Source organism: Uniformispora flossi (genome assembly GCF_049534875.1).
GTDB classification, from domain to species: domain Bacteria; phylum Actinomycetota; class Actinomycetes; order Streptomycetales; family Streptomycetaceae; genus Yinghuangia; species Yinghuangia aomiensis.
This window is the reverse complement of the sequence record NZ_JBMULZ010000007.1, coordinates 312,895-325,979: the sequence shown is the minus strand read 5'-3', so window position 1 is coordinate 325,979 and position 13,085 is coordinate 312,895. Positions and strand designations below refer to the sequence as shown.

The 13,085-nt window shown below is 72.8% G+C and carries 11 protein-coding genes; 5 read left to right on the top strand and 6 right to left on the bottom strand.

Annotated elements, in window-relative coordinates; all coding sequences use genetic code 11:
- Positions 1-128: 128 nt before the first annotated feature.
- Entirely contained in the window at positions 129-2,153 is a 2,025-nt protein-coding gene (locus ACPA54_RS18645; protein WP_423531173.1) for an ABC transporter ATP-binding protein, read from the bottom strand.
- Positions 2,154-2,479: 326 nt separating this feature from the next.
- On the opposite strand from ACPA54_RS18645, the gene ACPA54_RS18640 reads away from it, so the two are divergent.
- Positions 2,480-3,049: a hemerythrin domain-containing protein gene (locus ACPA54_RS18640; protein ID WP_423531171.1), complete on the top strand. Its 570-nt coding sequence runs from the start codon at positions 2,480-2,482 to the stop codon at positions 3,047-3,049.
- Positions 3,050-3,099: 50 nt separating this feature from the next.
- Here the strand turns inward: ACPA54_RS18640 and ACPA54_RS18635 are convergent, their stop codons facing one another.
- Complete coding sequence (locus tag ACPA54_RS18635) at positions 3,100-5,052, bottom strand: heavy metal translocating P-type ATPase (protein WP_423531169.1); 1,953 nt, start codon at positions 5,050-5,052, stop codon at positions 3,100-3,102.
- A gap of 132 nt (positions 5,053-5,184) precedes the next feature.
- Between ACPA54_RS18635 and ACPA54_RS18630 the strand changes: the two genes are divergently transcribed.
- Entirely contained in the window at positions 5,185-5,559 is a 375-nt protein-coding gene (locus tag ACPA54_RS18630; RefSeq protein ID WP_423531167.1) for an ArsR/SmtB family transcription factor, read from the top strand.
- Positions 5,560-5,598: 39 nt separating this feature from the next.
- Here the strand turns inward: ACPA54_RS18630 and ACPA54_RS18625 are convergent, their stop codons facing one another.
- From ACPA54_RS18625 to ACPA54_RS18610, 4 genes are all read right to left on the bottom strand, one after another.
- Positions 5,599-6,834, bottom strand: a complete 1,236-nt coding sequence (locus tag ACPA54_RS18625; RefSeq protein ID WP_423531165.1) for an MFS transporter — start codon at positions 6,832-6,834, stop codon at positions 5,599-5,601.
- A 139-nt stretch (positions 6,835-6,973) separates the two neighbouring features.
- Positions 6,974-7,330: an ArsR/SmtB family transcription factor gene (locus tag ACPA54_RS18620; protein WP_423531163.1), complete on the bottom strand. Its 357-nt coding sequence runs from the start codon at positions 7,328-7,330 to the stop codon at positions 6,974-6,976.
- A gap of 96 nt (positions 7,331-7,426) precedes the next feature.
- A complete protein-coding gene (locus ACPA54_RS18615; protein ID WP_423531161.1) occupies positions 7,427-8,665 on the bottom strand; it encodes a PucR family transcriptional regulator in 1,239 nt (412 codons plus the stop codon).
- Between the two features lie 906 nt (positions 8,666-9,571).
- Positions 9,572-10,249 carry a flavin reductase family protein gene (locus tag ACPA54_RS18610; RefSeq protein ID WP_423531159.1) on the bottom strand — a complete coding sequence of 226 codons (678 nt, stop codon included), beginning with the start codon at positions 10,247-10,249 and terminating at the stop codon, positions 9,572-9,574.
- Positions 10,250-10,816: 567 nt separating this feature from the next.
- Here ACPA54_RS18610 and ACPA54_RS18605 point away from each other — a divergent pair.
- From ACPA54_RS18605 to ACPA54_RS18595, 3 genes are read left to right on the top strand one after another with little or no spacing between them, the layout of a single operon-like run.
- The gene (locus tag ACPA54_RS18605) at positions 10,817-11,047 is read left to right on the top strand and encodes a hypothetical protein (protein ID WP_423531157.1); all 231 of its coding nucleotides are present in this window, start codon (positions 10,817-10,819) and stop codon (positions 11,045-11,047) included.
- Between the two features lie 2 nt (positions 11,048-11,049).
- Positions 11,050-11,394: an ArsR/SmtB family transcription factor gene (locus tag ACPA54_RS18600; RefSeq protein ID WP_423531155.1), complete on the top strand. Its 345-nt coding sequence runs from the start codon at positions 11,050-11,052 to the stop codon at positions 11,392-11,394.
- The gene (locus tag ACPA54_RS18595) at positions 11,391-13,076 is read left to right on the top strand and encodes a SulP family inorganic anion transporter (RefSeq protein ID WP_423531153.1); all 1,686 of its coding nucleotides are present in this window, start codon (positions 11,391-11,393) and stop codon (positions 13,074-13,076) included. The genes ACPA54_RS18600 and ACPA54_RS18595 overlap by 4 nt, the downstream gene beginning before the upstream one ends.
- The last annotated feature ends 9 nt before the right edge of the window (positions 13,077-13,085 follow it).

Below are 13,085 nucleotides of genomic sequence, written 5' to 3'. Positions count from 1 at the left end.
GACGGCGGCAAACTCATCGCCGCGCCGCCGGGGCTTTCCGCCGGGATTCCGCGCCGCCCGAGGGCTTCGGGCCCACACGGGACTCCGGGCGCCCGGGACCGCCGCCACGCCGCCCGCCCCCTCCGACCCTAGCCCGCGCGCGGACCGGTGTCGTATTGGTCGGCCTGCATGCGGTACGCCGTGGCGTACTGGCCGCCCTGGGCCAGGAGTTCGGTGTGGGTACCCTCCTCGATCAGGCGGCCGTGATCGAGGACGTAGATGCGGTCGGCGAGCCGGGTGCTGGCGAGCCGGTGGGTGATGAGGATGACGGTGTGGCCGCGGTCGGCCAGGGCGCGGATCTTGGTGAACGCGGCGATCTCCGCCTTGGCGTCCAGGGCCGAGGTGGGTTCGTCCGCGATGACGAGTTCGGCGTCGCGGAACACACCGCGGGCGAGCAGCATGCGCTGCCACTGGCCGCCGGAGAGGGCGACTCCGCCCACGTACGAGCGGTCGAGCAACGTGTCCCATTTCTTGGGGAGTTCGTCGACGACCTGGTCGGCTTCGGCGTAGCGGGCGGCGGCGGTCAGGTCGTCGGGGACCACCATGGGCCCGCCGGGGCCGGCGGACTCGGCGGCGTCGCCGGATCGGGGCTCGGGCAGTGCCGGACGGCGGCCGTCCGCGTCCGGGACCGCCCGCCCGATACGGACGTTGGCCGCCGCCGTGAACGGCCACTCCACGAACGACTGGGATACCAGCGCCACTCGGTCGAACACCTGGTCGCGGTCGAGTTCCGTGTCGTCGACGCCGTCCCACAGGATGCGTCCGGCGTGCGGCCGGTACAGCCCCGCGACGATCTTGGCGAGGGTGGTCTTGCCGGAGCCGTTCTCCCCCACCAGCGCGACGATCTTGCCGCGCGGGATGGTCAGCGAGACCGCGTCGACGGCGGGCGCGTCGCGGTCGGGGTAGCTGTAGCTGACCTTCTCCAGCCGGATCTCGTCCGGGAACCGCTCGACGGCCATCCCGCCTACCGGGATCGCGTGTTCCTCGGCGATGGCGCACGCGCGGTCGTAATCACCGAGGAACAGGCTCTGCTTGTAGGCGGCTTGGACCTGTTGGACGAGCTGCCCCAGCGCCCCCGTCCCGGTCCGGATCGCCAGCACGGCGGTGCCGGAGGCGGCCAGGTCGGTGCGGCCCGTCCACACCAGCCAGCCCAGCACCGTGTACGTCAGCCCGGCTGCGAGCCCGGCCAGCCCCGCCGAGGCGAGGTCGGTGACGGCTTCCGCCCGCACGAGCCGCGTCTCCTCGGCCTCGCTCGCGGCGGCCATCCGGCGGTAGTGGTGCAGCAGGTACTTGCCCGCGCCGTGCACCCGGATCTCCGGGCCCGACCCCAGGTTCCCCAGGTGCCATTCCACTTCCTGCTGCTGCCGGTTGTGGTCGATCCAACGCTGCACCGAGGCGTAGCGGCGGCGCGCGTCGCGGACCGCCCCCCACGCCTGGGGCAGCGTGATCAGCACCATGAGCGGCAGCAGGACCGGGTGCAGCACGGTCAGGACGGTGCCGGTGGCGGCCAGCGACACCAGCGCGGTGGCGATGCCGATCGCGTTGCCGATCATCCGCCGGGCCGCGTCGGTGCCCCAGCGCGCGGACTGCAGCAGCCGCTTGAAGTCCCCGTCTTCCAAGGTGGCTTGCTCGACGCGCGACACCTTCGTCATCAGCGCGACTTCCGCGGCCCGCTCCACCTTCGGCTCCAGCCGTCCGGCGGCCACCGCGGAGGCGGCCCGGAGCAGCGCGGTCACGATGCCGGAGATCGCCACGGCCGTCAGCGCGGGCAGCGCGGCGCGCACGCGGCCGGGGGTCGGTCCGGCGGCGAACAGCTGGATCAGGACCTGGTTGGTGGCGAGCAGGCTGAACGCGCCGGTCACCCCGCGGCCCAGTTCGGCCGCGGCCACCATGACCAGCGCGACACGGTCCGCCCGCCAGGCGAGGCGCGCGGATGCCGCGACGAGCTGCGGCAGCCGCCGGAACGTCGACGCGAACGACAGTTCCACCGCCGCGCCCCGGTGGCTGAAGTACCCGTCGTCCCAGTCCAGCTTTCCGCCGAACAGCTCCTGTCCGGATTCGACCCCGGCGGCGATGGTCTCGGCGGCCTGGTCCCGCCCGCCCCGCCGCGTCATCGCACGTCCCGTACGTCGTGGCGCCTGCCGGTCACGTGAGTCCTCCCAAGTGCGCTGCAGGGAGCGGGACTTGCCCGCAGACAACAAGTCAGCCTGGGGCCTCGCGGCGGGGGCACGGCAGGGCGCACGGAGTCGGCCACCGGGCGCACGGCTCGAACGCGCACACGACCGGTGGTGCCCGTGTGGCCTGCGGGGCTTCCGGGACGTCCGATGTCCGGGGCTGTTACAGGCGTGGTCTTCTGGGTAGGCGAAAAACAATCGGCCCTTTTCGGGCCGGTGCCCAGTAGCGCTTCGCGCACCCTCGGCGACGAGACGGATTGCCCGCCATGAACCACGACGGCGATGTCATCCACGAACTGACGGCGGACCACCGCGACGTCGACCACACGATCGAAGAGCTGGACGCCGCCCCGCCCCACGACCCCGTCCGCAAGCGCCTGGTCGACAGGCTCACGACGGAACTCGTCCGATTGGCCGTCGCGGAGGAGCAGTGCGTCCTCCCGGCCGTCCGCGAGCGCGCCCCGGACGGCAAGGAACTCGTCGACCGGGAGATGCACGACCTCGGCGAGATCGAACGGATCCTGGCCGAACTGGAGACCCACGAGGCCTCGGACGCCGACTTCGACCGCCTCGTCGTCGAACTCGAAGCCGCCGTCGTGCGCCAGGAGCACGACGACGAAGACCGCCTGTTCGTCCGCCTCCACGAGGCGTTCTCGGCCGCGGACCTGGAGACGATGGGCGACGAGGTCCGCCGCGCCATGAAGTACGCGCGCACGCACCCGCACCTCCAGACCCGCGACACCCCGCCGGAGTACGACCTGCTCTCCGGCGCCAGCATCCAGTTCGTCGACGCGGTCCGCGCGCTCTTCCACCGGCGGCGGCGCCCGGCGACGTAGGCCCTGGCCGCGTCGGCGACTCGTCGACCGCGGCCGACGAGCCCTCGCGCTCACGACCCGTCCGACCCCGGCCACGCCCGGTCCGCCAGCAGCCGCAGGCCGTTGAGGCCCACGATCACCGTCGAGCCTTCATGCCCGGCGACGCCGAGCGGCAGCGGCAAGGTCCCCGCCAGATCCCAGACCACCAGCGCCGCGATGAACGTGCCGGCGATGACCAGGTTCTGCACCACCAGGCGCCGGGCGCGGCGGGACAATGCCACGGCCGCGGGCACCGCGGCCAGTTCGTCGCGCACCACGACCGCGTCCGCGGTTTCCAGTGCGAGGTCCGATCCGGCGCGGCCCATCGCGAGGCCGGTGTGGGCGGCGGCCAGCGCCGGGGCGTCGTTGACGCCGTCGCCGACGACCAGCACCTTGCGGCCGGCCGCCTCCAACTCCCGCACCGCGTCGACCTTGGCCTGCGGCAGCAGATCGGCGCGGACGTCCGTGATTCCGACCGAGGCCGCCACGCGGGCGGCGGAGCGCGGGTTGTCGCCGGTGACCAGGACCGGCGGACGGCCGGTCAGCCGTCCGAGCGCGGCGACGGCGTCCGCGGCGTCCGGACGCAGGCGGTCGGCGATGCCCAGCACCCCGACCGGGACGCCGTCGGCCACGACGACGACCGCCGTGTGCCCGTCGTCCTCCAGTTCCGCGGCCACCGCACCGGCCGCGCCGCCCGGCACCAGCCGCGGGCTCCCGACGGCCACCCGCCGCCCTTCCACCAGCGCGGCAACCCCCATGCCCGGCGACGCCGCGAACTCCTCCGCATCCGGCACACGCACCCCGCGGACGCGAGCGGCTTCGACGACGGCCCGGCCCAGCGGGTGCTCACTCGGGTACTCGGCCGCGGCGGCCAGGCGCAGCAGTTCGGCGGCGTCGAGGCCGGCGAGCGGCCGGATCCCGGTGACGTACGGCGTCCCCGATGTCAGGGTGCCCGTCTTGTCCAACGCCACCGCGTCGACCGCGCCGAGCCGTTCCATCACCACGGCCGACTTCACCAGCACGCCGTGCCGGCCCGCGTTCGCCATCGCGGACAGCAGCGGCGGCATCGTCGCGAGCACCACCGCGCACGGCGATGCCACGATCATGAACGTCATCGCCCGCAGCAGCGCCGGCCGCAGATCCGACCCGAGGAGCAACGGCACCGCGAAGACCAGCAGGGTGGCCGCGACCATGCCGACGCTGTAGCGCTGCTCCACCTTTTCGATGAACAGCTGTGTCGGCGCCTTCGTCTCCGACGCCTCCTGCACCATCGCCACGATCCGGGCGATGACCGACTCCGACGGGTCGCGTCCGACGCGGACCCGCAGGGCGCCGGTGCCGTTGAGGGTGCCCGCGAAGACCTCGTCGCCGGGGCGCTTCGCGACGGGCAGCGGTTCGCCGGTGATCGTCGCCTGGTCGACGTCGCTCCCGCCGTCCACCACCCGGCCGTCCGCGCCGATCCGCTCGCCCGGGCGCACCAGCACGAGGTCGCCGACGCGCAGCCGCGCCGTCGGCACGACGTCCTCGCCGCCGTCGGCCGAGAGCCGGGTCGCCGTGTCCGGCGCCAGGTCGAGGAGTCCGCGCACCGAGTCGGCGGTGCGTGCCGTCGCCACCGCCTCCAACGCCCCCGACGTGGCGAAGATGACGATCAGGAGTGCCCCGTCCGGCACCTGCCCGATCGCCGCCGCGCCGATCGCGGCCACGACCATCAGCAGGTCGACGTCCAGCGTCTTCTCGCGGAGCGCCCGCAGTCCGGCCCATCCGGGCTCCCAGCCGCCGGTCACGTAGGTCAGCGCGTACAGCGGACCCCACGCCCACGCCGGTGCCCCGGCCAGGTCCAGGACCAGCGCGGCCAGGAAGAACCCGAGCGCCGCGGCGGCCCAGCGCGGCTCGGGCAGCGCGAAGACACGCGTCCGGCCGTGCCGCGGCGCACCCTCCGCCACCGGGCCGGGAGCGGGAGCCGGGCGAACAACAGTGGACGACATCGAGGAGATTCCTCACGGAAGGGGGAGGCAGCGCAGACAGGAGCAGCCGGAAACGGTGCTGCCGCCCGCCACCCTAACAGGAACACATGAACACTTATTCATGTGCTTGTCATCCCCACTAGCATGGACACCATGGGTCACGGAGCACCACCAGCCGCCGACAGCGTCCCGCGCACGCCGCTGGACCCCGCGGGCGCCGCGCGCATCGCCTCGACCCTGCAAGCACTCGCCACCCCGTCGCGACTGCTCATCCTCGCCCGGCTGCGCGAAGGCGCCCTCCCCGCGACCGAACTCGCGCACGAAGTCGGCATGGAGCAGTCCGCCTGCTCGCACCAGCTCCGCCTGCTGCGCAACCTCGGGCTGGTCACCGCGACCCGCCAGGGCCGTTCGATGATCTACGCGCTGTACGACCACCACGTCGCCGAGCTTCTCGACCAGGCGATCTACCACGCCGAACACCTGCGGCTCGGCCTCCCCGACAGCCCGGAGCGCGCCGAAACCGCCTGAACCGGTGACCCGGCATACCCGGCGTCCGTGGCGGACGTGTCAGGCCGGGACCATCGGCGCCGTCGGCACCGGAGCGCGCACCGGCCGGATCACCGTGGCCGTCGCCGCGGCGGCCAGCGCCACACCGCCCAACACCCCGGCCGTCAGAGGGACTCCGGCCGCGGCGGCGAGCCACCCGGCCAGCGGGTAGGTGAGCAGCCAGCACCCGTGCGACAGCGAGAACTGCGCGGCGAAAGCCGCCGGAAGGTCCGCATCCCCGGCCGATCGGCGGATCAGCCGGCCGCCCGGCGTCAATACCGCCGAACTCGCCGCCCCGATCGCGGCCCACGCGCCGAGCAGCCCCCACCAGTCGCCGGTGCCCGCCGATCCGGCCGTCACCGCGGCAACCACCGCCAGCACCACGGGAAATGCGTACGCCGCACCGAGCATGACCGCCCGATCGCCCCACCGCGCCAACACCCGCGGCAACACCGAAGCCACCGCGATCGACCCGGCGCCGTAAGCGCCCAGCGCCACGGACACGGCGCCCGCCGACCGCCCGAAGTGGTCGCGGACCACGCCGACGGTGTCCACGAAGACGATCGCTCCGGCCGCGGCCACCGCCAGGTCCAAGGCCAGCAGCGCGCGCAGTTGCGGAGTCGCCCAGAAAAGGCGTACGCCGGACGCGGCCTGCGCGCACACGCTGCCGCACCGCTCCCCCGCCACCGGCTTCGGCAGGACCGACGAGACCACCAAGGCCGCGGAGGCCGCGAAGCCGACCACGGTCCCCGCGAACAGCCAGCCGTAGGACACGAAGGCCAGCAGCCCTGCCGCCAGGGCCGGGCTGAACAGGCTCTCCAGGTCGTATGCCATCCGGGACATCGACAGCGCCGCCGTGTAGTCCCGCTCGTCCGGCAGCACCTCCGGGATGGTCGCCTGGAAGATCGGCGTGAACGCCGCGGACGCGGCCTGGAGCAGGAAGATCAGGACGTACACCTGCCAAACCTGCGTCACGAACGGCAGCGCGAGTGCGACCGCGGCGCGGGTGAGATCCATGGCGACCATCAGGGCCCGGCGCGGGATGCGGCCGGCGGCCGCGCCGGCCAGCGGGGCGATCGCCACGTAGGCGACCATCTTGATCGCCAGCGCCGTGCCGAGCACCGCGGACGCGTCGGCCCCGGCGAGGTCGTACGCGAGCAGGCTCAGCGCGACCGTCGCCAGCCCGGTGCCGACCAGCGCGACGACCTGCGCGGTGAACAGGCGGCGGTAGGTGCGGTTCCGGAGCACGGACAGCATGAGGCCGCGTCCTCCCGTCCTGGGACGCAGGGATGACCTCTCCACTCTAGAACAACATGTGCGTACGTATGCACATGATGTCGAGACCACCGGCGAGGGAGTACCCGTTCAGGCGAGGAAAGACCCGTACAGGGAAGCGTCAATCGTGCGGCGGCAGCGACCGGATCTGGTGGTCGGCCGCGCTCAACGCCTCGTCCACCAAGCGTCGCAGGTGCCCGTGCCGCAGCGAGTACACCACCCGGCGTCCGTCCTTGCGCGCGACGACCAGTCCGGACAGCCGCAGCTTGGCCAGGTGCTGGCTGACCGAGGTGCGCGGCGCACCGCAGTCCTCGGTGAGGGTGGTGACGTCCGCCTCGCCCTCGCCGAGCCGCCGCATGATGGCCAGCCGCGTCCGGTCGGAGAGCAGTCCGAGCAGCGATGCCGCGGCGTCGAGCCGGTCGCCGTCGGGCTGCTCGTGCGAATCGTGCGCAGGTGCGGTCGGCCGGCCCGAGGTCATGCGCCCATCGTAGGGCCCGGCCCGGGCGGACCGGCCCGGCTTACCGGGCTGTGCCCGCCCGCACCCGGTCGAAGACGATCGAGGTCGGCGCCTCGGCTACCCGGCGCTGCGTTGGCTGCCCACCGTGCCCGTGCCGGCGTGGCTGAGGAGGGCCGGGAACGTTCCCACCGCGTCCAACGCCATCGTCAGTTCCGCGACGATCTTCGGGTCGTGCAGCGGTCCGCGGAGGTATTCCTCGATGCGGTGCATGCGGTAGCGGACGGTGTTGGGGTGGCAGTAGAGGGCGGGGGCGGCGTCGGCGGCGGAGCCGTGGGCGTCGAGCCAGGCTCGGGCGGTGGCGAGGAGGGTGGTGCGGTCGTCCTCGGGGAGGGAGAGGAGGCCGCCGAGGATGCGGTTGACGGCGCGGCGGGTGGTCTCCAGGTTGGTCATCACCATTTCGGTGAGGGGTGTGTCGTCGAGTTGGCGGACGCCGGGGAGGCCTTCGGGGAGGGATTCGAGGCCGACCTGGGCGTAGCGCAGCGCGCGCGGGGTGTGTTCGAGCTGCTCGTACGCCGGGCTCACCCCGACGCGGCCCGTCGCCGAGGCGCGGACGGCGTCCAAGGCGCGGTCGGCGAGGCCGCGTTCGGGACAGGTCAGCACGCCGACTTCGTGGCCGGGCTGCGCGCGCCAGGCCGAACCGATCTCGATCGCCCGGAGTTTGGCGTCCAGCCCGGGGAGCGGCGGTTCGCCGACGGCGAGGACTTCCGCCATGACGAGGACGAACGTGCCGCGGTACGGGAACCCCAGCAGGTGCGCGATCTCCCACGCGGTGTCGCTGCCCGGCGGCGGTCCGTCGACCAGCGCCGCGACGAGCGCCGAGCGGCGCCGGTCGGTTTCGAGCATGCGTTCGGCGAGGGTGTCGCGGTACGCGCTCGCCATGGCGGTGGAGTAGCTGTCGGCGATGTCCCAGATCCGGGACGCGGCGTCGAGCAGCGCCGACTCCGCTCGCGTTCCGGAGTGCCGCGCCTCGGCGAGCAGTTGGTCCCAGAAGTTGGCGAAGCCGACCCGGTAGGCGCGGAGCACGTCGTGCAGCGGGACGCCTTGGGCGGCCCGGAGCCGCCCGATCGCGACGGGCGCGGTCACGTCGAGGGCCTCGCCGGACACCAGGTGCGCGATGGTGAGCGAAACGTTGTGGCGCAGACTGGCGTGCAGGTCGTCGAGCTTGACGTCGGCGTTCCGGTACAGGTCGATCTCGCGCACGATGACCTCGCCCATGACCGTGACGACGGTCTCCAAGCGGGCCGCCAGCGCCTGCGCGAGGCCGGTGACGATCGGATCCGGAACTGCGTTGCCCACGCCTGCGCCTCACTTGGTGTTCGACCGCGGCCGCGTCCCGCCATCGGTTCCGCCGCCCTCACAAGAGTGGACAAGTCTGGTCGACCGAGGACACGCGTGCGGTCGGTTTGCGGAACTCTCACCCCTTCGGCGGCACCGTTGTTCCGACGGACAGCGACTCCCGGGGCGACACTGTTGCGCCGTACATCGCCGTCCGCGCCGGCCCGCCCGGAGGATCTTCCCATCGGGAACGATCCGTCGGGGAGGCGCGGTGAAGGACGTCGGCTGCAAACGACCGCAAGGTGGCGGACACGGTGACCGCACCAGCCGGGGCCGCGGGTCGGGCAGGCCCGGCGACACCACCCGCAGCGGGCCGGGACGGGACGGGTCACAGCGGCCGGGCGGCCAGGGGCAACAGGGGCCGCCGAAGCACCCGCAGTGGGTGTGAGCCCAGGATGCCCGAGCCGGCGCGCGAAATCGGGGTGCGGGCATTCCGGTAGGCGGGTTCCAGGACCGCACTGGAGGTCATGACGGCAGTGCCGATGCTGCGCGGGGGCGGCGACCGCCACTCTCCGTGCCGCGTGCGGCCCGATGTCTGCTCCCGAAGTTCCCGGGGTGGCGCCCGAAGTGCGAAGTGCCCACCCGCACGCCCCAGCGGCCCTGAAGCGTGATCAGCGGATGTGGCGCCCTTGATTCCGCCGGAATCCCCCGGCGATGCGGCCCGGCTGCCGGGGACGTGTGCCTGACGCTGCTGCGCCGACCTCCCCGCGTCTGATTCCGTCGAACCAACGCCGGTGCCGCGGCTGTCGCTCTGCTTCGTGTCCGCCGCCGACCGGCTGCCCCGGAACTCCGGTTTCCTGGCGCGGAGCCGTCTGCCGTCGATCAGCTGTCGTCCGTGAGTTCCCCCCGTCCTGGACCTGTGATCATTCACGGCCCGAGATCCACTTTCGACACACGGCCGGGTCGCGGTCGCGCCGTGGCCGCGCCCCGCGACGGTGTGTCGGTGCGGTAGCTGTGCCCGAGTTCCTGCCCAAGTGCGAAGTAGTGGCGGAAGCTGTAGATCAGAGGTGCCCAGGAACCAGGGTCGATGTGATGGGTGCCGGGAACCACGATCCGCGGATCGGCATGGACGCGGTGGACGGCTGCTTCGACGATGACGAAGGAATCCGAGGCGTCCAGCCGCACCGATGTCGCGGTGGCCTCGAGTTGGAGCGCACACTCGGCGACGCGGGGCGGGCGTATGACCTCTGACGGTTGCATATGCAGGCCCGCTGCCGCGAACTTGTCGGGCTCGTAACGGCATCCGGCAGGTTTGGTCGGAGGCACGGGGTGACGGCCGGTCAGCGGCGCGAGCCTCTCGACGGCCTCCCACTGTGCGGGGCCGGGCAGATTGATGACCACATCCGGTCGGCGTGCGAGGTTGTACGCGGTCTGGCCGGACCGCCCGATGCCGAGCACGACGGTGTGGCCCAGCGCCCAGGCGGAGGACATGGGAGCGAGATTGGCGGATCCGTCGTCGTTCTCGGTGCTCAAAAGCACCACGGGCGTTCCGACGTAGAGGATGCTCGGTTCGATCACGGCATGGCGCGAGTGGCTCGTTTCCATGGCGGCCGATGCTAGGCAGGCGACGCGTCGGCGCTCGCCGAACTATGGTTGTGTTCGCCTCGGCGGTCCGGGAGCGACCGCGACCGAACGCCGCACCGCCGCACCGCCGCGGACGGCAGCCCACTCGGCATGGAATGCTCTCCGCACCCTTCTCGCCCGGGCATGCGGTTCGTTGCCGCACGTCGGACTTGGGCTTGCCAAGAGCAAGCGCTCCTGACGCGACATCAGGGCGGCGAAGCCTGTGGGGAGCGCCGCCCCAGCACCCGGCCCTGCTCCGTCCCGACCGTTCCCGCCTGCCGGCGCTCCTCCCGCCGCGCGTGCCGCAGGGGACAGCGCCTCTCCTCCCTCGACGTGTCATCAATTGCAAAATTCTTCAATTCGCTACATCATGGTGTCCGCGGGTTCCAGAAGGGCCGCCCGACGGGCCATGAGGGTCGTCCGGCCTTGGAGTGCGCAGCCGACCGCGCTTGTCGGGCACGCGGCGGCGTTGCGCCGGTGTGTAGGCCGGGGCGCGGTGATGTCGACTAGTGGGGCGCGGGCGCGCGTCCCGAGAGAGCGGGTGACAGCGTGAGCGCCGGAGACGACGGGACCACAGACGACTTCGCCGAAGCGCTGCGGACGCGCGTGCGGCAGGCGCGGGCCGACCTCGCGGACGCCGCCGCGCATCCCGAGGGCACCATCGTGCAGATCGCGATGGACGAGTTGGAGGACGCCCTCGCCGCCGCCCGCGCGCACGGCGTCGACGTCCCCCCGGCCGCCGTCGCCCACGACGACGCGGCCGACGGGGAGCGGGGCTGAGCATGGGACCGGTCCCGCTCTATCAGGCGAAGGCGGAGTTCTTCCGGATGCTCGGGCATCCCGTCCGCATTCGCGTCCTGGAGCTGCTGCAGAACGGTCCGATGCCGGTCCGTGACCTGCTGGCCGCGATCGAGATCGAACCGTCCAGCCTGTCCCAACAGCTTGCCGTGCTGCGCCGGTCCGGCATCGTCACGTCGGCGCGCGACGGCTCCACGGTCGTCTACCAGCTCGCCGGCGGCGACGTCGCCGACCTGATGCGGGCCGCGCGCCGCATCCTCACCGAAATGCTCGCCGGCCAGCACGAACTGCTCGAGGAGCTCCGCGAGGCGGAGGCCTCCACCCAGTGAGCACGCCGCTGCGTCGGGCCGGGTCCCGGCTGGGTGCCCTGCTGCCCGGACGTGCGGACGTCGCCGCCATGCGCCGGCAACCGCGCCGCGACCTCCTGGCCGGGTTCACCGTCGCCATCGTCGCCCTACCGCTCGCCCTCGGCTTCGGCATCGCTTCCGGGCTGGGCGCCGAAGCCGGGCTCGCCACCGCCGTCATCGCCGCCGTGTTCGGCGGCTCGAATCTGCAGGTGTCCGGGCCTACGGGTGCGATGACCGTCGTACTCGTCCCGATCGTGCACAAGTACGGCGCCAACGGCGTCCTCACCGTCGGGTTCCTGGCCGGCCTTCTCCTCATCGCGCTCGCGCTCCTGCGCGCCGGGCGCTCCATGGCATATATCCCGGCACCGGTCGTGGAGGGCTTCACGCTCGGCATCGCGGGGGTCATCGGCCTCCAACAAGTGCCCGCCGCGCTCGGCGTGCCGACGCCCGAAGGCGACAACACGGCGGTGGTGGCGTGGCGTGCGGTACGCGCGTTCGCGGCCGAACCGCACGGCGCCGCGCTCGCGTTGGCCGTCGGGGTCGCGACGGTGATGCTGCTGGGCGCCCGGCTGCGTCCCACCATCCCGTTCTCCCTGGTCGCCGTCGCCTCCGCGACGGTCCTCGCCCAGCTCACGCACCTGGACGTCGGCCGGATCGGCGAACTGCCGTCCGGACTCCCGGCACCCGACTTCGGCTTCTTCGAAGCATCCGCGCTCTCCTCCCTGCTCGCCCCCGCCGTCGCGGTCGCCGCCCTCGCCGCGCTGGAATCGCTGCTGTCGGCGACCGTCGCCGACGGCATGACGGTCAACCAGAAGCACGACCCCGACCGGGAGTTGTTCGGCCAGGGCATCGCCAACCTGGCCACGCCGCTCTTCGGCGGAGTCCCGGCCACCGCGGCCATCGCCCGGACCGCCGTGAACGTCCGCACCGGCGCCGGGTCCCGTCTCGCCGCCATCACCCACGCCGTTGTGCTCGCGGCGGTGGTCTTCGCCGCCGCGCCGCTGGTCGCGAAGATCCCGCTGGCCGCGCTGGCCGGGGTATTGCTGGCCACCGCGATCCGCATGGTCGAGGTCGGCTCGGTACGCGCGATGGCGCGGGCGACCCGCGCCGACGCGGTGATCCTGGTACTGACCGCCGCGGCGACCCTGGCCCTGGACCTGGTCAAGGCGGTGATCCTCGGTCTGCTGGTGGCCGGCGCGCTCGCGCTGCGCGCGGTCGCGAAGAACGCCCGCCTGGAGAACGTCCCGCTGGACGACGACCTGCCCGCGGACCACAGCGCCGAGGAACACGCCCTGCTGGCCGAGCACATCGTGGCGTACCGCATCGACGGCCCGCTGTTCTTCGCCGGGGCGCACCGCTTTCTGCTCGAACTGTCGGACGTGGCCGACGTCCAGGCCGTCATCCTCCGCATGTCCCGGGTCAGCGCCCTCGACGCGTCCGGTGCGCTGGTACTCAAGGACGCCGTCGAGCGCCTCGAACACCGCGGCATCACGGTCTACGTCTCCGGCGTACGCACCGGCCACCATCGCACCCTCGACGCCCTCGGTGTCATCGACCATCTGCGCGACGCGGGCCGCGTGTTCGCGACCACGCCGGAAGCCATCGCCGAGGCCCGCCGACACCTGCACCACACGGGGATCCTGCCCGCCGCCGCAAGCCGCTGAAGGTCGGCC